Annotated in this window: 18 protein-coding genes and 1 pseudogene; 10 read left to right on the plus strand and 9 right to left on the minus strand. The window is 63.7% G+C overall.

The window, feature by feature from the left end; translation table 11 throughout:
- Nucleotides 1–7: 7 nt before the first annotated feature.
- The 4 genes from ACK2SD_RS12990 to ACK2SD_RS13005 all read left to right on the plus strand — a co-directional run bounded on the left by ACK2SD_RS12990 (nt 8) and on the right by ACK2SD_RS13005 (nt 4,571).
- Complete coding sequence (locus tag ACK2SD_RS12990; RefSeq protein ID WP_295486975.1) at nt 8–925, plus strand: LysR family transcriptional regulator; 918 nt, start codon at nt 8–10, stop codon at nt 923–925.
- A gap of 112 nt (nt 926–1,037) precedes the next feature.
- Complete coding sequence (locus ACK2SD_RS12995) at nt 1,038–2,231, plus strand: CaiB/BaiF CoA transferase family protein (RefSeq protein ID WP_412459939.1); 1,194 nt, start codon at nt 1,038–1,040, stop codon at nt 2,229–2,231.
- A complete protein-coding gene (locus ACK2SD_RS13000; protein WP_412459940.1) occupies nt 2,228–3,166 on the plus strand; it encodes a hydroxymethylglutaryl-CoA lyase in 939 nt (312 codons plus the stop codon). The genes ACK2SD_RS12995 and ACK2SD_RS13000 overlap by 4 nt, the downstream gene beginning before the upstream one ends.
- Before the next feature lie 85 nt (nt 3,167–3,251).
- Complete coding sequence (locus tag ACK2SD_RS13005; RefSeq protein ID WP_412459941.1) at nt 3,252–4,571, plus strand: MFS transporter; 1,320 nt, start codon at nt 3,252–3,254, stop codon at nt 4,569–4,571.
- 473 nt (nt 4,572–5,044) lie between these two features.
- On the opposite strand, the pseudogene ACK2SD_RS13010 reads toward ACK2SD_RS13005, so the two are convergent.
- Nucleotides 5,045–5,239: pseudogene (locus ACK2SD_RS13010) on the minus strand (IS481 family transposase); the annotation flags it as partial.
- Between the two features lie 335 nt (nt 5,240–5,574).
- On the opposite strand from ACK2SD_RS13010, the gene ACK2SD_RS13015 reads away from it, so the two are divergent.
- From ACK2SD_RS13015 to ACK2SD_RS13025, 3 genes are all read left to right on the plus strand, one after another.
- Nucleotides 5,575–5,787 carry a hypothetical protein gene (locus ACK2SD_RS13015; protein ID WP_029612646.1) on the plus strand — a complete coding sequence of 71 codons (213 nt, stop codon included), beginning with the start codon at nt 5,575–5,577 and terminating at the stop codon, nt 5,785–5,787.
- Nucleotides 5,788–6,110: 323 nt separating this feature from the next.
- The gene (locus tag ACK2SD_RS13020) at nt 6,111–7,415 is read left to right on the plus strand and encodes an MFS transporter (protein ID WP_029612644.1); all 1,305 of its coding nucleotides are present in this window, start codon (nt 6,111–6,113) and stop codon (nt 7,413–7,415) included.
- A 104-nt stretch (nt 7,416–7,519) separates the two neighbouring features.
- Nucleotides 7,520–7,831, plus strand: coding sequence for a hypothetical protein (locus ACK2SD_RS13025; protein ID WP_029612643.1), 312 nt, complete (start codon nt 7,520–7,522; stop codon nt 7,829–7,831).
- Nucleotides 7,832–7,850: 19 nt separating this feature from the next.
- On the opposite strand, the gene ACK2SD_RS13030 is transcribed toward ACK2SD_RS13025, so the two are convergent.
- Nucleotides 7,851–8,783 (minus strand): LysR family transcriptional regulator, encoded by a 933-nt coding sequence (locus ACK2SD_RS13030; protein WP_412459942.1) that lies wholly within the window; start codon nt 8,781–8,783, stop codon nt 7,851–7,853.
- 74 nt (nt 8,784–8,857) lie between these two features.
- The gene (locus ACK2SD_RS13035; RefSeq protein WP_412459943.1) at nt 8,858–9,550 is read right to left on the minus strand and encodes a tRNA (adenine(22)-N(1))-methyltransferase; all 693 of its coding nucleotides are present in this window, start codon (nt 9,548–9,550) and stop codon (nt 8,858–8,860) included.
- Between the two features lie 146 nt (nt 9,551–9,696).
- Here ACK2SD_RS13035 and ACK2SD_RS13040 point away from each other — a divergent pair, with 146 nt between their 5' ends.
- Together ACK2SD_RS13040 and ACK2SD_RS13045 are read left to right on the plus strand one after the other, a co-directional pair.
- Nucleotides 9,697–10,077 carry a RidA family protein gene (locus tag ACK2SD_RS13040; RefSeq protein ID WP_029612638.1) on the plus strand — a complete coding sequence of 127 codons (381 nt, stop codon included), beginning with the start codon at nt 9,697–9,699 and terminating at the stop codon, nt 10,075–10,077.
- A gap of 124 nt (nt 10,078–10,201) precedes the next feature.
- Nucleotides 10,202–12,202, plus strand: coding sequence for a peptidase U32 family protein (locus ACK2SD_RS13045; RefSeq protein ID WP_412459944.1), 2,001 nt, complete (start codon nt 10,202–10,204; stop codon nt 12,200–12,202).
- A 45-nt stretch (nt 12,203–12,247) separates the two neighbouring features.
- On the opposite strand, the gene ACK2SD_RS13050 is transcribed toward ACK2SD_RS13045, so the two are convergent.
- From ACK2SD_RS13050 to ACK2SD_RS13065, 4 genes are all read right to left on the minus strand, one after another.
- Complete coding sequence (locus ACK2SD_RS13050) at nt 12,248–13,096, minus strand: Ku protein (protein ID WP_412459945.1); 849 nt, start codon at nt 13,094–13,096, stop codon at nt 12,248–12,250.
- 101 nt (nt 13,097–13,197) lie between these two features.
- The gene (locus tag ACK2SD_RS13055) at nt 13,198–13,368 is read right to left on the minus strand and encodes a KGG domain-containing protein (RefSeq protein ID WP_029612636.1); all 171 of its coding nucleotides are present in this window, start codon (nt 13,366–13,368) and stop codon (nt 13,198–13,200) included.
- 213 nt (nt 13,369–13,581) lie between these two features.
- The gene (locus tag ACK2SD_RS13060; RefSeq protein ID WP_412459946.1) at nt 13,582–14,460 is read right to left on the minus strand and encodes a Dyp-type peroxidase; all 879 of its coding nucleotides are present in this window, start codon (nt 14,458–14,460) and stop codon (nt 13,582–13,584) included.
- Nucleotides 14,461–14,553: 93 nt separating this feature from the next.
- Nucleotides 14,554–15,018 (minus strand): sterol desaturase family protein, encoded by a 465-nt coding sequence (locus ACK2SD_RS13065; RefSeq protein ID WP_116888284.1) that lies wholly within the window; start codon nt 15,016–15,018, stop codon nt 14,554–14,556.
- A gap of 421 nt (nt 15,019–15,439) precedes the next feature.
- On the opposite strand from ACK2SD_RS13065, the gene ACK2SD_RS13070 reads away from it, so the two are divergent.
- A complete protein-coding gene (locus tag ACK2SD_RS13070) occupies nt 15,440–16,153 on the plus strand; it encodes an MgtC/SapB family protein (RefSeq protein WP_412459947.1) in 714 nt (237 codons plus the stop codon).
- A 6-nt stretch (nt 16,154–16,159) separates the two neighbouring features.
- Here the strand turns inward: ACK2SD_RS13070 and dksA are convergent, their stop codons facing one another.
- Both dksA and ACK2SD_RS13080 read right to left on the minus strand, forming a co-directional pair.
- A complete protein-coding gene (gene dksA, locus ACK2SD_RS13075) occupies nt 16,160–16,567 on the minus strand; it encodes an RNA polymerase-binding protein DksA (protein ID WP_412459948.1) in 408 nt (135 codons plus the stop codon).
- Nucleotides 16,568–16,592: 25 nt separating this feature from the next.
- Nucleotides 16,593–17,930: a dihydroorotase gene (locus tag ACK2SD_RS13080; RefSeq protein WP_412459949.1), complete on the minus strand. Its 1,338-nt coding sequence runs from the start codon at nt 17,928–17,930 to the stop codon at nt 16,593–16,595.
- Nucleotides 17,931–18,024: the final 94 nt, after the last annotated feature.

Here is an 18,024-nt window from a genome sequence, read left to right on the forward strand (position 1 = left end):
AGCAGACATGCAGTTGAACAACCTGATCCGCCGCCTGGACCTGGTCACCCTGCAACTGTTCGTCGCCATCCACGAGGAAGGCAGCCTGACCCGCGCCGCCGCGCGCGAGGCCATCGCGCTGTCGGCTGCCAGCAAGCGCCTGAACGAACTTGAGGCGGCGCTGGGCTCACCTCTGTTCGCCCGCCAAGCGCGTGGCATGCGCCTGACCGCAGCAGGCGAAACCCTGCTGCACCATGCCCGGCGCATGCTGTTCAATCTGGAGAAGATCGGCCTGGAACTGGGCGAGCACCTGCAGGGCGTACGCGGTTACGTGCGCATGCTCGCCAACCTGTCGGCGATCATCCAGTTCCTGCCCGAAGACCTGGCAGGCTTCGCCGCCCGCCATGAACGGATCAAGGTGGACTTGGAAGAGCGCCCCAGCAACGGCGTGATCCAGGGTCTGCTCGACGGCGTAGCGGACCTGGGCATCTGCGCCAGCGACAGCGACACCCGCGATCTGCTGGCCGTGCGCTACAAGCGCGATCAATTGGTGCTGGTGCTGCGCGCTGAGCATCCCCTGGCCAACCAGACCCAGGTCGCCTTCGCCGACACCTTGGACAACGACTTCGTCGGGCTGCATGCCGCTAGCTCCATCAACATGCGTACCCATGATGCTGCGCGTCGGGCAGGCCGAGTGCTGCGCCTGCGTATCCACGTACCGAGCTTCGACGCCGTGTGCCGCATGGTTCAGGCCGATATGGGCGTGGGCATCCTGCCGCGCAAGGCCTTCGAGCTGTTCGGCGGCGCCCTGGGCTTGCGGGCGGTGGCGCTCAGCGACCCGTGGGCCGAGCGCGAATTGCTGCTGGTGGCGCGCGAACGGGAGTCGCTGTCGCCGGTGAGCCGGCTGTTGTTCGACCATCTGCGCGACGATGAAGCCAGCACATGACGCCTTGAGCCTTCGCATTTCGCGAACGGTGCTTGCCGACACGGAAGTGGTGCGATTGGGCTGCTGGCCGTAGCCTCTGTCGCAAAGTCGAATAACAAAGAGGTCATGCATCATGCCCGCCCCGCTTGAAGGCATCAGGGTCCTGGAAATAGGCACGCTGATCGCCGCCCCCTTCGCCGCTCGCCTGCTCGGTGAGTTCGGCGCCGAAGTGATCAAGATCGAAGCCCTGGGCCAGGGCGATCCCCTGCGCAAATGGCGAAAGCTGCACGAGGGCACCTCGCTGTGGTGGTATCTGCAATCGCGCAACAAGAAGTCCCTGGCGTTGGACCTGAAGGCCCCCGAGGGGCTGGCCATCGTCAAGCAGCTCCTCGCCGACGCTGATGTGCTCATCGAAAACCTGCGCCCCGGCGCCCTGGAAAAGCTTGGCCTGGGCTGGGACGAACTGCACGCGCTCAACCCACGCCTGACCCTGGTACGCATCTCCGGCTACGGCCAGAGCGGTCCGTACCGCGACCGCCCAGGCTTCGGCGCGATCGGCGAGGCCATGGGCGGTATTCGCTACACCACCGGTGAGCCAGGATCGGCACCGGCACGCGCTGGTGTCAGCCTCGGCGACTCGGTGGCTTCGCTGCACGCAGTGATGGGCGCGCTGTTATCGCTGTTCAACGTGCGCGCCAATGGCGGTGTGGGCCAGGTGGTGGATGTGTCGCTGGCCGAAAGCGTGTTCAACCTGATGGAAAGCCTGGTGCCGGAATACGACCTGCAAGGCCATGTGCGCGAACGCAGCGGCGGTGCGCTGCCCGGTATTGCGCCCTCCAACACCTACCGCACTGCCGAGGGCGCTTTCGTGGTCATCGCCGGCAACAGCGACCCGATCTTCCGCCGCCTGATGCAGGCCATCGACCGGCCCGATTTGGGTGAAGCCGCCGAGTTCGCCCACAACGACGGACGTGCCGCCCAGGCCGGTCTGCTCGACGATGCGATCGAGCACTGGACCCGTCGCCACACGATCGACCAGGTACTGGCAACGCTGGAAGCGGCCCACGTGCCGGCCGGCCGTATCTATTCGGTCGCCGACATCGTCAACGACCCGCACTACCAAGCTCGCGACATGTTGCTGGACAGCCGCCTGCCCGATGGGACGGCCGTCCGCATGCCTGGCATCGTGCCCAAGCTGTCCGCCACACCCGGGCGGGTGGACTGGCAAGGTCCGTGGTTGGGTGAACACACCGATTCGTTACTCGCCCGCCTGGGTCTGGATGAAGAGGCGATCGCCCAACTACGCGCCAAGGGGGTGGTGCAATGATCGGCGCCAATAGCGATCTGCTGGTGGTGCAGGAAGTGTGCCCTCGTGACGGCCTGCAGATCGAGCCGACCTTTGTCGCCACCGAGGACAAGATCCGTCTGATCGATGGCTTGTCGTCATTGGGATTCAGCCGTATCGAGGCCGGCTCGTTCGTGTCGCCCAAGGCGATTCCGGCGCTGCGCGATGGCGAAGCGGTGTTTCGCGGCATCCAGCGCCAGTCAGGCGTGATCTACGTCGCGTTGATCCCGAACCTCAAAGGCGCAGAGCGCGCGTTGGCTGCGGGCACCGACGAGCTGAACCTGGTGCTGTCGGCCAGCCAGTCGCACAACCTGGCCAACATGCGCATGTCCCGCGAGCAGTCGCTGGCCGGGTTCGCCGACATCGCAGGCTTCGTGCAGGGCCAGGGCGTGAGTCTGAACGCCAGCATCGCGACAGCCTTCGGCTGCCCGTTTGAGGGCGCGGTGGACGAAGACCAGGTACTGCGGCTGTTGGACGAATACCTGGACCTCGGCATGCAGGGCGTGACCCTGGCCGACACCACCGGCATGGCCAACCCGCGTCAGGTCGCGCGCCTGGTGCGGCGCAGCCTGGAGCGGCTGCCCGCATCGATGCTCACCCTGCACTTCCATAACACCCGCGGCCTGGGCCTGTGCAACGTACTGGCGGCCTACGAGGCCGGGGCTCGGCGCTTCGACGCGGCTCTGGGTGGGTTGGGCGGATGCCCCTTCGCCCCCGGTGCTTCGGGCAACATCTGCAGCGAGGACTTGGTCAACCTTTGCGAGCAGACCGGCATTCCCACCACGATCGACCTCGAGGGCCTGCTGAGGCTGTCACGCACCCTGCCGGCCCTGCTGGGCCATGACGTGCCGGGGCAATTGGTCAAGGCCGGCCGCATCACCGACCTGCATCCCCTGCCTGCCGGCCTGTCCGGCTGAGAGACCGCAGTACCCGGGGCCATGACCCCACCAGACAACAAGAACAACAAGGCCGCCCACAGTGCGGCCCGACTGGAGAATTCACATGACGCTTTCCGCCCTGCCGCTGGGCGCCCTCGAGGGTGCCGACAGCGAAAAAGCCCTGGTCCGCAAAGTCGCCTGGCGCCTGATGCCGCTGATCATGGTGTGCTACCTGTTCGCTTTCTTCGACAGGATCAACATCAGCTTCGCCAAGTTCCAGTTGCAAGCCGACCTCGGCTTCAGCGACACGGCCTATGGCCTGGGTGCGAGCTTGTTCGTGGTCGGCTACGTGTTGTTCGAGGTGCCGAGCAACCTGATGCTGTACAAGGTCGGCGCGCGCCGCTGGATCGCCCGGATCATGATTTCCTGGGGGCTGGCGACGGCGGCGATGGTCTTCGTCACCAGCGAATGGCAGTTCTATGCGCTGCGCTTCGTGATCGGCGCCATGGAGGCGGGGTTTGCGCCTGGAGTGTTGTACTACCTGACGCTGTGGTTCTCGCAACATTTCCGCGGCCGTATCACCTCGCTGCTGTTTCTCGCCTCGGCCTTCGCCGGATTGTTCGGCGCGCCGTTCTCGGGCCTGGTTCTCGGCCACCTGGACGGCGTGATGGCGATGCGCGGTTGGCACTGGTTGTTCCTGCTGGGCGGCTTGCCCTGTGTGGCCTTGGGGCTGATGGTGTTGACTTTGCTCAAGGACCGGATCGAGGACGCGGGCTGGCTGAGCGAGGCTGAGAAGCAATTGTTGCGCTCACGTGTTGCGCCGGCTCAGGCGACGCACGGCCAAGGATCATTGCTGCAGGCCATCCGCATACCTGGGTTCCTGATGCTCGGGCTGATCTACTTCCTGATCCAGGTCGCTTCGTATGGGCTGAATTTCTGGGCGCCGCAGTTGATTCGCAGTGCGGGGACGGAAAATCCGTCGATGATCGGGCTGCTCACGGCGGTGCCCTATGTGTGCGGGGCGATCACCATGGTGGTCTGTGGACGCTGGTCCGATGCCACTGGTGAGCGGCGCCGGTTCACGGCGGGGTTGATCGGGCTGGGGGCGCTGGGCTTCTTGTGTGCGGGGGTCTTCGACGATCACACGCCGTTGCTGATCGTGTCGTTGGGGTTGCTGGGGGCTGGAGTGGTGGCGGCGATACCGAGCTTTTGGGCGCTGCCGCCGAAGTTGCTCGCGGGCGCGGGGGCTGGGGCGGCTGGGGGGATTGCCTTGATCAATACCTTGGGGCAGTTGGGGGGGATTGTCAGTCCGGTGTTGGTGGGGCGGATTCGGGATTTGACAGGGAGTACCACGCCTGCGCTGTATTTGATTGCGGGGGCTTGTTTGGTGACGGCGGTGTTGTTGATGGTGGCTTTGCCTGAGCGGTTGCGGACTCGGGATTGAGGGGGGCTGCGTTTTGGGTTTTGGGTTCTGGGTGATTATCCATTGGCTTTGGTGAGGCTGATTCACCTTTTCGCCCTTACGGCGTCCCTCTTTTTCTTGGAAAAAAGAGGGGCAAAAACCGCTTGCTCGCGCATACGGCCCCTGCGCTGCGCGCAGGGGTTCCCTCGCGCCGGCGTCGCTCCGGGAGGACCGCGCTTAGGGGCCATCCATGGCCCCAAGCGCTTGACGGGCATCCATGCCCGTCACCTCCCTGCGCAACGCCTATGCTCGGCCTCCTGAGGTCGCGGTTGGCGGTGTTTGAGCTACCGCGCACTAAGATCAAAAGCAACGGCAACGGCGGTTTGATCGGGCAGCGCTTTAGAGCATCTGCCCCACTAAGCGTGCGCCAGTTCAGACGCCGCCCATCGCGACCTCAGGGGCCGGATGCGGTAGCAGGTGTACGGGTCACCCACATGGGTTACACAAAAGTTCACTCACATAGGTGACATCACCTTGAGTGTTACATAACCATCTGCGGCATCTCGCACATCGACCCTGCCTAGGATGATGGGACCGAAAATGACATCCCAGACACCGTCCCCCACTTGCTCCAGGCCGATGGTCTGGTGCTTCAGCACATAACCTACGTAGATCTTCGAGCCTCGGCGGTTGATGATGTCACTGCTATCTAGCTGGGCGCCCCCTGCAGGTAATACGCAATGAAAAGCAATCTCAGGTCCATAGGTTTCAGCGCTCGCCAGGGCATGGTCAGATCCTCGAAAACCGACCCTGCCAGTTAACAACTGTTACCTATGTGCGTGAACTGATTTGTAACCTATGTGGGTGAGTCATACCGCGAAAAGGTGACTAAGCCCCACCAAAGCCACCAGATAATCACCCAAAACCAAACCAGCCACAAAATCCCACCCCCTGTTAATCCTGAGAAAATCCAACCCCTCCATCATCCCCTCCATCGGCCCCAAACCCGGCCTAAAACCCAAATCGATGACGGAGATCCACCCAAATGAAAGCCCTGCCCTACCTCCTGGCCCTACTGACCGCCACCACCATGACCACCGCCCTGGCCGAAGGCGGCGCCGAACGCCTGCAGGAACACCATGCCCGCTGGGCCCAGCAGCAACAGCAACAAACCCAAGAATCCACCCAGGCTCTGGCCACCCGTGAATCCTCCCCCAGCGCCGAACATCCAGAAAAGGCCGCCAAACCCTCATCCTGAGTCGGGACAAGGTGCGGCGTCCTGTCGCACCTGCCGGCCTTTGGCAAGCGCGCGGCCCAGGACGTAGAATGCCGCGCCCTTTTCGCCCAGTCGCCTCGTACGGTGGCCACCGGCAGCAATGACCACGTCTGCGCCTAACCCACATCGCCCATGTGCCACAGGCTCAACCGACCCCGCCCGACCTCGCCTGCGCGAGTCTGCGGTTGAGTCTTGCCCTGGTCGCACCCCACCCTGGCACCGTCGCACAGCCCCGACCCTCCAGCGGCCGGCCTGGCCTGTGTGATCGAAAAGGCTCATCCGCTGATCGATCACTTGAGGTACGTATGTCACCGCGTTTGCTGGCCATGGCGCTGGCACCCCTGCTTGGACTGTTCATCATTGCCTTGGGCAATGGCCTGCTCTACTCCCTGACCACCCTGCGCCTGGGCGAGGCCGGCGAATCGGCGACGATGATCGGTATCGTCTCCTCCGGCTTCTTCATCGGCCTGACCCTCGGCGCCGTCTTCAACGACCGGCTGATCCTGCGCATCGGCCATATCCGCGCCTACAGCAGCTTCGCCTCGCTGATCGCTGCCACCATCCTGCTGCAAGGTCTGTTCGTCGACACCTGGGGCTGGTTCGCCCTGCGCCTGCTCAACGGCTGGGCCACGGTCGGGGTGTTCCTGGTGATCGAAAGCTGGCTGCTGCTGGCCGGCGATGCGAAGATCCGTGGCCGCCTGCTGGCCTTGTACATGATCGCCCTGTATGGCGCCGGCGTGCTGGGCCAGGCCTTGCTCGGCGACCTGGTCAGTCTTGGCGACAGCGCACCCTTCACCGTGGCCGGGATGCTCGCGGCGCTGTCGGTGCTGCCGATCGTGATCCTGCCACGGGTCTCGCCGCTGCTCGAGCAGGTCGAGCCGCTCAAGCCACGGCAACTGCTGGGCGTGACGCCCAGCGGGCTGGTCGGCTGCTTCGGCTCGGGTGTGGCCATCGCGGCGGTGTATGCCCTGCTGCCGCTGTACCTGCAACGCATTGGCATGGATGTGGGGGAAGTCGGCCACATGATGGCCTGGGTGATCCTCGGCGCCATGTTGCTGCAATATCCGGTCGGACGCTGGTCGGACCGCAAGGACCGCCAGGACGTGCTGATCGCCCTGGGCGCGCTGTGCGTGGTGCTCTCGGTGGTGATCCTGCTGCTGCCCTCGTCCTCGCCCTGGTTACCGGCGGTGTTGTTCCTGTTTGGCGGCGGCGTGTTCGCGGTGTATCCGGTGGCGGTCAGTCACGCCGCCGACCGCGCGCCGATGGACGCGCTGGTGCCGATGATCCAGGGGCTGCTGCTGATCAACTCGTTGGGCTCGGCGATGAGTCCGCTGGCCATCTCGCCAGTGATGACCTCCTACGGTGCGGATGGTCTGTTCTGGGCCTTCGCCGTGATCAACCTGGCCATGGTCAGCTTCTTCATGTGGCGTCGTGGCAAGCGGCCGGCGCCGGAGCATCCGGCGCCTTTCGCACCAACGGCCACATTCTCGCCGACGGGTGCAGAACTGCGCATGACCGAAGAGCTGATCCACGCCGCCCAGGACCACCCGCCGATCGTCGACGCGGTAACCGGCGAGAGCGCTACACCCACGCGTACCGAAACGGCGTGAGGGCGTCAGGTCGTGGACCCGTACCACGACCGTTCGTCGGCTACCGGGCACCCTGCCCCGGCTCGGTAGCCGAACGAAAGACGTTCACCCACAGGAGATTCACCATGGTTCGCACGCGTCCGCTTCTACTCGCCCTGGCCATCGGCCTGACCTCCAGTGCTGCCTTCGCCGCCGGCGAGATGAACAGCACCGATCACAAGGCCCCAGCCTCCAACGCCGAAATCCAGAAAAGCAAGACCCCTGGCAACGGCACCAGCGTCAACAATCCAGGTGGCACGCGCGATAACGACAGCAGCGACACCAGCAGCGCGGGTGCAGCTGACGGTAGCACCGGGGGCTCCAGCAGCACCGGTGAAGCCACCGGCAGTGGCGCCGGTGTGACCGGTGGCGCCGCCGAGGACCAGGACAGCAAATAAGCGACCTGGCGGTGGACGATCAACGCCAGCAGGTGCGATCGTCCACCCGCTGTTCATGGGCCTGGAACAACAGCGGCAGTTGTTCCTTGAGAAAGTCCAGCCAGGTTCGTACCTTGGCATCCAGATAGTGCCGCGAAGGGTAGATCGCGTAGATCTCCCGCTGGCGCAGACGATGTGGCGCTAACAGTCGCAACAACCTGCCATCTTGCAGCGCCTGACTGGCCGAGTAATAAGGCAGCAAGCCAATCCCCATTCCCAGCTCAGTGGCCTTGACCATGGCGTCTGCAACGTTGGTCAGAAAGGTGTCCTGCGGATGGATCACGCACGCGTCCGGCCCTTCACCGAACGGCCAGTCTTCTTCGAACAACGGATCCACCGTGCGCAGGCAGATGTGCTGGTGCAGGTCTTCGGGCTGCTTGGGTATCCCTTGGCGAGCCAGATAGTCGGGCGAGGCGCAGAGCACGCTGTAAATGCTGCCCAACGGGATGGCGATCAGTTGCGAATCCGGCAGGCCCTGGCCGATGGCGATCACCACATCGTGCCCCTCGGCGAGCAGGTCGGGGTTGCGCTGGGACAGCGTCAGCTCCATCACCACTTCTGCGCAACTGGCGTTGTAGCGCGCCACCAGCGGCATCATCAGCAGGCCCAGACCATGGCTGCAATGCACCCGCAGCCGTCCGCGCGGCGTGAGGTGGGCGCCACGGGCTTCGTCGACGGCCTCTTCGGTCAGCAACATGATTTGCCGGCAACGCTCGAGGAAGCGCTCCCCAGCCTCACTCATGCGCAGGCGCCGGGTGGTGCGGTGCAGCAAGCGGGTCTGCAACTGCTTCTCCAATTCTGCGACGATCCGCGACACTTGCGCCGCCGAGATGTCCAGCGCATTGGCGGCACCGGCGAAGCTGCCGCACTCCACCACGCGGGCGAAGGTGCGCATCGCATGCAGCATATCCATGGTCGGCAATCCTTTGAGGTCGAACGTTACCCAGGGGGCGAGAATCTATCATGAGATGCCGCAGGCCAGGGTATTCAGCCAAGCAGTTGCTCGATCCACTCGATGTGCAAGGCGAACAGACGCGCCTTGTCCTGCGGCACATCCCGGGCTCGGGCAAAATTGGCCAGGGCCATCTGCCGCTGGCGGCGCAGGCGCTGCCACTTGTCGACGAACGCTGCGCTCTTCTCACGCATCAGCAGTGGCCCGAACAGCAACTCCTGGGCGCTGTAGCTCACCGGTTCGGCCGGTTCGGCGACGATGATCTCGTAGTCGAAGCGGTTTTCCCGCAGCACCTCTTCAGCCACGATGCGGTAGCGGTTGTCCATCAGCCATTGCCGCAACGGTTGCTCGCCACCGTTGGGCTGCAGCACCAGGCGCTCGCGCCGGTGCAGTCGCGCCTGGCCCCGTTGCAGGATCTCGACCATGGTCTCGCCGCCCATGCCACACAAGCTGACGGTGTCGATACGGTCATGAACGTCGATGGCCTCCAGGCCATCGGCCAGACGTACCGTGACGCGGTGCTCAAGGCCGTTGCGTTTGACGTTGCGCTGCGCCGACTCGAACGGCGTGACCGCAGCCTCGCCGGCTACCGCCGCTTCGAGTACGCCGCGCAGCGCCAAGGCCACCGGCAGATACCCGTGATCTGAGCCGATATCGGCCAGGCGCGCACCCGGTGCAATGTAAGCCGCCACGCGTTCCAGCCGCTGCGACAGTGACAGTTCGTTCAATGCCAACCCCTTGCCTGAAATCCGCGGCGATTCTGCGGTGCCAGCCCCGTCATTTCAATGCCATTCGCAGCACGCAGCCGACTCGACCCTTTCGTGACGCTCGCGTAGGCTTGCCCGTTTCAGTCCAGCGCAAGGTAGATTCATCCATGGCTCAGACAGGTATCACCTTCACCCCCGATGCGGACGCCGAGTCCATTTCCTCCGACGTCGCCGAGTTCAACGGCGTGCTGGTCACCACGCAAATTCCCGTGCGCGCCGACGGCGAGTTGGAGCTGGGCGACATCGTCACCCAATGCGAGTGCACCCTGCAGGCACTCAAGGATGCGCTCGAAGGCGCCGGCAGCTCGATGGACCGCGTGCTGCACCTGACCATTTACCTGACCGACATGGCCGATCGCGCGGTCTTCAACCAGGTCTACCAGCGTTTCTTCGCCAAGCCCTGGCCCGTGCGCGCCGCTGTCGGCGTGGCGGCGCTGGCGTTCGAAGGGATGAAGGTGGAAGTCACTGCGATGGCGGCCAAGGGCTGACACCGCACTCCAGCCGCGCAGGTGCCACGCCCCAGGCGCCTGCCTTCCGGCAGCCAAGGGTGCCAGCGGCCCGTTTCGCCGCTACAATGCCGGCCAAACCGTGCCAGCCCGAATTCATAACGATATGTCCCTTCCAAAGAACCACCTGGAACTGCTCAGCCCTGCCCGCGACGTGGCCATTGCCCGCGAGGCGATCCTGCATGGCGCCGATGCCATCTATATCGGCGGCCCTAGCTTCGGTGCGCGGCACAATGCGTGCAACGAGGTCGCCGATATCGCCGAATTGGTCGAGTTCGCCCGGCGCTACCATGCAAGGGTGTTCACCACGATCAACACCATTCTTCACGACAACGAACTGGAGCCGGCCCGTGCGCTGATCCACCAGTTGTACGACGCCGGCGTCGATGCACTGATCGTACAGGACCTGGGCGTCATGGAACTGGACATTCCGCCGATCGAGCTGCATGCCAGCACCCAGACCGACATCCGCACCCTGGAGCGGGCCAAGTTCCTCGACCAGGCCGGCTTCTCGCAACTGGTCCTGGCCCGTGAGCTGAACCTGCAACAGATCCGCGCCATTGCTGCCGAAACCGACGCGGCGATCGAGTTCTTCATCCATGGCGCGCTGTGCGTGGCGTTCTCGGGACAGTGCAACATCTCCCACGCCCAGACCGGGCGCAGCGCCAACCGTGGCGACTGCTCCCAGGCCTGCCGCCTGCCGTATACGCTCAAGGACGACCAAGGCCGGGTGGTCGCCTTCGAAAAACACCTGCTGTCGATGAAGGACAACAACCAGACCGCCAACCTGCGCGACCTGGTGGACGCCGGCGTGCGCTCGTTCAAGATCGAGGGGCGCTACAAGGACATGGGTTACGTGAAGAACATCACGGCCCACTACCGCCGCGAACTGGACGCGATCCTCGAAGACCGCACCGACCTGGCCCGCGCGTCCAGCGGTCGGACCCAGCACTTCTTCGTGCCCGACCCGGACAAGACCTTCCACCGCGGCAGCACCGACTATTTCGTCAGCGACCGCAAGATCGACATCGGCGCCTTCGACTCGCCGACCTTTACCGGCCTGCCGGTGGGGGTGGTGGAGAAAGTCGGCAAGCGCGACCTGATGGTCGTGACTGAGGTGCCGCTGACCAATGGCGATGGCCTGAACGTGCTGGTCAAGCGCGAGGTGGTGGGATTCCGCGCCAATATCGCCGAACCCCGTGGCGTGTTCGAAGAGGACGGCCAGGCCCGCTACCGCTATCGTGTCGAGCCCAACGAAATGCCTGAAGGCCTGCACAAGCTGCGGCCCAACCATCCGTTGTCGCGCAACCTGGACCATAACTGGCAGCAGGCCTTGCAGCGCACGTCCTCCGAACGGCGAGTCGCGGTGCGCTGGCAGGCCGTACTCACTGAGCAGCGCCTGGCACTGAGTGTCACCAGCGAAGAAGGCATCACCGCGCAAGTAGCCCTGGACGGCCCCTTCGGCACGGCCAACAAGTCTCAACAGGCACTGGATCAGTTGCATGATCTGCTGGGCCAGCTGGGCACCACCCAGTACCACGCCGAGGCCGTCGAACTGGATGCGCCGCAGGCCTATTTCATTCCAAATTCGCAACTCAAGGCCCTGCGCCGCGAGGCCATCGAAGCGCTGACCGACGCACGCGTCAAAGCGCATCCGCGCGGCTATCGCAAGGCCGAAACCACCCCGCCGCCGGTCTATCCCGAGGCGCACCTGTCGTTCCTGGCGAACGTTTATAACCAGAAGGCGCGCGACTTCTACCATCGCCACGGGGTGAAACTGATCGATGCGGCGTTCGAGGCGCACGAGGAGCATGGTGACGTGCCGGTAATGATCACCAAGCACTGCCTGCGTTTTTCGTTCAACTTGTGCCCCAAGCAGGCCAAAGGCGTGACCGGGGTGCGCACCAAGGTGGCGCCGATGCAACTGGTGCACGGCGACGAAGTGCTGACTTTGAAGTTCGACTGCAAGCCCTGCGAAATGCATGTCGTCGGGCGCATGAAGGGCCATATCATCGATCTGCCCTCACCCGGCAGTGCCGTAGGTGCCGTAGTCGGGCACATCAGTCCTGAGGATCTGCTCAAGACCATCGTCCGCGCGCCCCACTGACCCGTAAGACCTCAGGCGCGGAGCACATCTGCGCCTGAAGGCGACCTAGGATGCCTTGCGGGTTTTCTTCGCCGCCGGTTTCTTGGAAGGCTGAGCGCCTTTACCCTTGCCGGCAAGGCTGCGCTTGAGCAGTTCGGTGAGATCAAGAATGTCGGCACCCTGATCGCCTTTGTCGCCGCCGCCCTTGCGGACCTTGGCAATCTTGCCTCTCTTGGCCTTCTCTGCCACCAATTCCATGATCGTGTCGCGAAACGCATCGTGATACTGATCGGGAGACCAAGGGCCGCTCATGTCTTCCACTAGACGTTTGGCCATGTCTCGTTCTTTCTTGTCCAGCTTGACGTCCTTGACCTCGGTACCGAGCTCCAAGCTATCGACGCCACGAACCTCGTCTGGCCAGCGCAAGGTCATCAACACCAGCGCCCCGTCCAGCGGTCGAATCAAGGCCAGATGCTGGCGGGTGTGCAGCACCACGGTCGCTAGCGCAACCTTAGCGGTGCTGGCCAGCGTCTCGCGCAGCAGCGCGTAAACCTTACCGCCGCGTTTATCGGGGCTCAGGTAATACGGGGTATCGAGATGCTGTAGAGGAATCTCGCTCGCTTCGACGAACGAAAAAATATCGATGGTCTGGGTCGCCTCTGGCCGCGCCTTGCGAATTTCTTCTTCGCTGATCACTACGTAGCGACCTTTCTCGTACTCGACGCCCTTGACCACCTCTGCCTTGTCGATGTCCTTGCCGGTAACTTTGTTGATCCGCTTATAGCCGACCCGCTCCATGCTGCGCTTGTCGAGCCAGTCGAAGTCGATGCGCTCGCTGTGTACGGCGGTTTTCAGAGACACAGGGATATGCACCAAGCCAAAACTGATCGCGCCTTTCCAGATTGCACGGGCCATCTATGGCTCCTGTTGCCAAACCGGCAGTCGCACCTGCCAGTGAGCCAAACACACGACGATGAACTGCGGCAGTGCCGGAGGCACCGGCACTGCCCAGCACCTCAGGAACGACCGCCCTTGTGGCTCATGTCGTCTTTCTTGCCACCGGAACTGCCACCGGAGTGCTGTCCACCCTTGCGTCCGGCCTCAGACGCTTTCTCCCGGTCATTGGCGAAGTTGCCAGGATTCTTGGTACCACCCTGACTGCCAGTCTTGCTCTGGTTATTGGCCATGGTCTTGCACCTCTTGGGCTGTGGGATGTGCACGGTCGTGCGCCGTACATAGGTTCGGAGTGCGCCGAAAACGGGCGATTCGTTTTATTGACAGGCCAGCGGACCGGCGGCGCTAAAGGTGCAAGGCGGGGTATTTGGTGCGGCAGCTTTGTGCTTGGAGATGACGTCGTGTAGAAGGCACCGCTTGAGTGCGGCGCCTTGTGTGGGGGGCGCTCAGCCGATCAGCCGATGCAGGTCCAGTCCGGCACGGCCCATGGGTGGGCACCAGTAATAGCCACCCGTCAGCGGTCGACTGAAGCGGTACAAGGCATCGACGACGCCATCTTCCAGGCCACTCATACGCCGCAGCTGAGCCTCGAACGCCTCGAAGGAACGCCCCAGGGCAACGAAGGCCAGCCCTGCGCCACGGGTGTCGGCCCAGGACACCGAGCGACGCACCATGAACGCTTGCGGCGCATAGCTTTCCTGCGCCGTGCGCTTGACGTGGGCCGATTCCGGCGCCTCGTCCAGTTCCTCGTTATCGCTCAGGCGTCGACCAATGATGTCGTCCTGCTCGGGCTGCGGCAGCGATTTGAAGTAGGTCAGGTCATGCTTCCACAACTGGAACGCCGCGAAACTGGACCCGGCCATATCGCCGGCCTCCGATGCCACGATTGCCGCTTCCACGGCTTCTTCGTCACGCGGGTTCTCGGTGCCATCTTCGTAACCGGTCAGATCGCGTCCGCCGCGATGCAGGAAGCCGTCGACGCTGTCCACCAAGGTGAAAGCCGGCGCCAGGGCCTGTTCCAGTGCTTGAGCGCGCAGGAATAGGTCGCCCCGCTCGTCGCTGCGCAACCACAACCACAGGGCATGCTGAGTGGAGGGGTTTTCCACCACCGCGTCCAATTGCGGGAAGCTGCGCAGGCCCGGTATGTCGCGGCCCAGGGCTTTGCTCAACGGCAGGCCAATGCCGAGGATCAGGCTGCGCCCATCGACCTCACCCAGCAGCGCTTCCAGTGCCGCCGCAGCGGCATCGATCTGTTGCAGGGCGAAGAACAAGTGACGGGCGTGGACCGGTACCGGGGTGGCGAGCAGACCTTGCTGGAACGGCATGACGAGCTAATCCTTCGGCAAAAGCGCGAATCCTACTGCGCCTGGCGGGCGCCCGCAACGCGACGTGTCGCCGCTCGGACACAGGTGCGCCGTTCAGTCACGCCGACGCTCGCGCAACTGGCGCTTTAGCGCCTCGAAGGGCGGTGCATAAAAGAAGCCGAACGATACGCTGCCTGTGCGCTCCTTGATCGCATGGTGCAGGCGATGGGCGCGGTACAGCCGCTTCAGATAGGGCTGCAGGAGCCGGGGATGGCGCGGCCAATGTCGATGGAACAGGCCATCGTGAGCCACCACGTAGAGCAGGCCGTAGCCTGCGACACCGCCACCCACCCATTGCAACGGTGGGTAGCCGGCCTTGCCTAAAGCCACCAGGGCGGTCGCAACCAACGCTAGGGCAAGCAGGTAGAAGTCGTTGGTCTCGAGCATCCCCAGGTGCGGTCGATGATGCGATCGATGCAACCACCAGCCCCAGCCGTGCATGATGTATTTGTGGGCCAAGGTACCGACACCCTCCATGGCCACGAGGGTGGCGAGCAGCACGGCGATGTTGAACAGCATGTGACGGTCCGGCGTGAAAAACGAATGGCGCAAGATTACCACCGCCGGACAGGCCTTCGAAATCGGTAGGAGCGTTCAGCGATGAAGCAATTGTCATCGATCTGCCCTTGATCGATCGCTTGGCGCGGGGTAATGTCCGCCGCGCAATTTCGCATCCCCAACAGGAGTCCTGCATTGGACAGTAGCCCCAGTCGATTGCGACAGGTCCACACGGCAAGCTAGTCCGGCAGTATTCCTGCCGCTGTCTTGCCGAATACGGTAGATAGCGGCCCCTGATGCCTGTACAGGCTCATCCCCTTCTCCTTCCACTCAGCCGGCTGCTGCTGGCGAGCACTGTGGTCCTGCGCACTCATTCACTTCATCGGCGTCACTGAAGCCAGTGACGCGCGTGCGGGCATTGTCCCGTGGAAAGAGGTTTGCTATGGATTGGAAAGTATTTCTGCTGCGCGTCGGCGTGGCGCTCGCTCTGGGCGCCCTGATCGGCGCCGAACGTCAACTGCGCCAGCGTCTGACCGGCCTGCGCACCAATGCGCTGGTCAGCACCGGCGCCTGCCTGTTCGTGCTGATGACCCAGGCGGTGCCAGGTATGACGCCCAGCGACGCGTCGCGCATCGCCGCCTACGTGGTGTCGGGCATCGGCTTTCTGGGCGGCGGCGTGATCATGCGCGACGGCTTCAACGTGCGCGGCTTGAACACCGCTGCCACGCTCTGGTGCACCGCCGCCATCGGTGTGCTGTGCAGCCTTGGTCTGCTGCTGGAAGCCACCTTGGGCAGCTTGACGGTACTGTGCGCTAACATCCTGCTGCGTGAGATCGCCCAACGCCTCGACCGCCAGGATATGGTCCCGGCCAGCGAAGTCGAGCAACACTTCGAAGTGCGCATCGTCTGCCGCACCGAAGACGAGATTCAAGTGCGCAGCCTGATGCTGCACAGCCTAAACGACCCTGGGCTGCGTCTGCAGTCGCTGCACAGCGAAGATTTGCCCGACGCACAACGTCTTGAGGTCCGCGCCGAGTGGCTCGGCACGCCCCAGGCGCCCGCCCAACTGGAACGCCTGGTCAGCCGGGTGAGTCTGGAGAAAGGCGTCAGCGCGGTGCGGTGGCAGCGTCACGTCCAGCCGGTGTTGACCGACTAGAACGTATCAGGTGTCGTCGCGCAGGTGCCGCTCACGCAGTTCCTGGCGCTCCTTGGCCTCGATGCACAAGGTGGCCGTGGGACGCAGCAGCAGGCGGCGCAACCCGATCGGCTCGCCGGTTTCATCGCACCAGCCATAGTCGCCGCGCGCCAGGCGCTCAAGCGCCTGGTCGATCTTGTCCAGCAGGCGTTTTTCCCGTTCCAGAGAGCGCAGTTGCCACTGCCTTTCCTCTTCGGCGCTGCCCAGATCAGCTGGATCGCTGTGCACCTCCTGCTCGCGCAACGCACGAAACTCCTGATCGATGCGCGTCTGCAGATCGGTACGCTGCGCCAGCAGCAGGTTGCGGAAGAACTGACGCTGGGGTTCATTCATGTAGGCTTCTGGTGCCTGTGCAAGCAACTCTTCTTCAGTCATGGGACACGCTCGTGGAAGAAATGAATCATCGATCGAACATCAATGGCAGCCCTTGGCAGCCCGGCTGCACCTGACCCTGGTGCCAGGCGAGTTGCCCCGACACCACCGTGCTGCGCACCACATGGCGGAAGGCGTGGTGCTGGAACGGCGTCCAGCCGCAGTGGGCCAGCACCGGGTCATCAGTGGCCGGACGCGGCGTAGCCAGCTTCTCGACCAATACCAGATCCGCCCAATACCCCTCGCGCAGGAAACCGCGGTCACGAATACCGAATAGCCTGGCCACCGCGTGACTGGTCTTCTCCACCAGCTTTGGCAAGCTCAACACGCCATCGGCCACCACCTCCAGCGCTGCCGGCAATGCGTGCTGCACCAGCGGCAGTCCTGAAGGCGCCTGGCTGTAAGGGCGCTGTTTGTCCTCCAGGGTATGGGGCGCATGATCGGTACCGATTACGTCGATGACATCGCTGGCCAGTGCCTGGCGCAGCGCATCGCGGTCTGCCCGGGTCTTGATCGAGGGGTTGCATTTGATCAGATGGCCCAGTTGGTCATAGTCGCGGTCATCGAACAGTAGATGATGCAGGCAGACCTCAGCAGTGATGCGTTTGTCGCTCAGCGCGCCTGTGCTGAACAGCGCCAACTCGCGCGCGCTGGTCAGGTGGAGTACATGCAGGCGTGTCCCCAGTCTGCGCGCCATCGCCACGGCCAGAGAAGATGAGCGGTAGCATGCCTCGGCGTCGCGGATCAATGGATGCGCCGCCGCAGGGATAGCCTCACCATGGCTGGCACGCCAGCGCGCTTCATTGGCGAGGATGCTGGGCGTGTGCTCGCAGTGCGCCAACAGGATGGTCGGACAGTCGCGGAACAAGCGCTCGAGCACCTGCGGGTCGTCGACCAGCATGTTGCCGGTGGAGGCGCCCATGAACACCTTGACCCCGGCGACTTCTCGGGGGTCGAGCCTAGCAACGGTGTCCAAATTGTCGCAGCTGACACCGAAATGAAATCCATAGTTGGCCTGGGCAGTGGCGGCGGCGCGATGCTTCTTATCGGCCAACGCCGCAAGGCTCAACGTGGCCGGAAGGGTGTTGGGCATGTCCATGAAGCTGGTGATGCCGCCAGCCACTGCCGCCCGCGATTCGCTGGCCATCGTGCCTTTGTGCGCGGCTCCGGGCTCGCGAAAATGGACTTGGTCGTCGATCATCCCAGGCATTAACCACTGACCCTGGGCGTCGATTTCCTGGTTGGCACAAGCGCCGTCGATGCTCGTGGCGATCTTTTCGATGCGTCCATGGTTCACCTGCACGTCGGCTTCGAAGACGCGGCCCTCGTTGATCAAGCGAGCGTTGCGTATCAATAGATCGACCATGTCAGCACCCGATCAGGACAAATGCTGCGCCTGGATGGCAGGTGCAGGAATTAGGTGAGGCAGGAATGAAAGGCAGAGAGCACACGCGGAAATC

This window comes from Pseudomonas sp. SC11 (assembly GCF_047039205.1).
In the GTDB taxonomy this organism is placed as follows: Bacteria; Pseudomonadota; Gammaproteobacteria; order Pseudomonadales; family Pseudomonadaceae; genus Aquipseudomonas; species Aquipseudomonas boreofloridensis.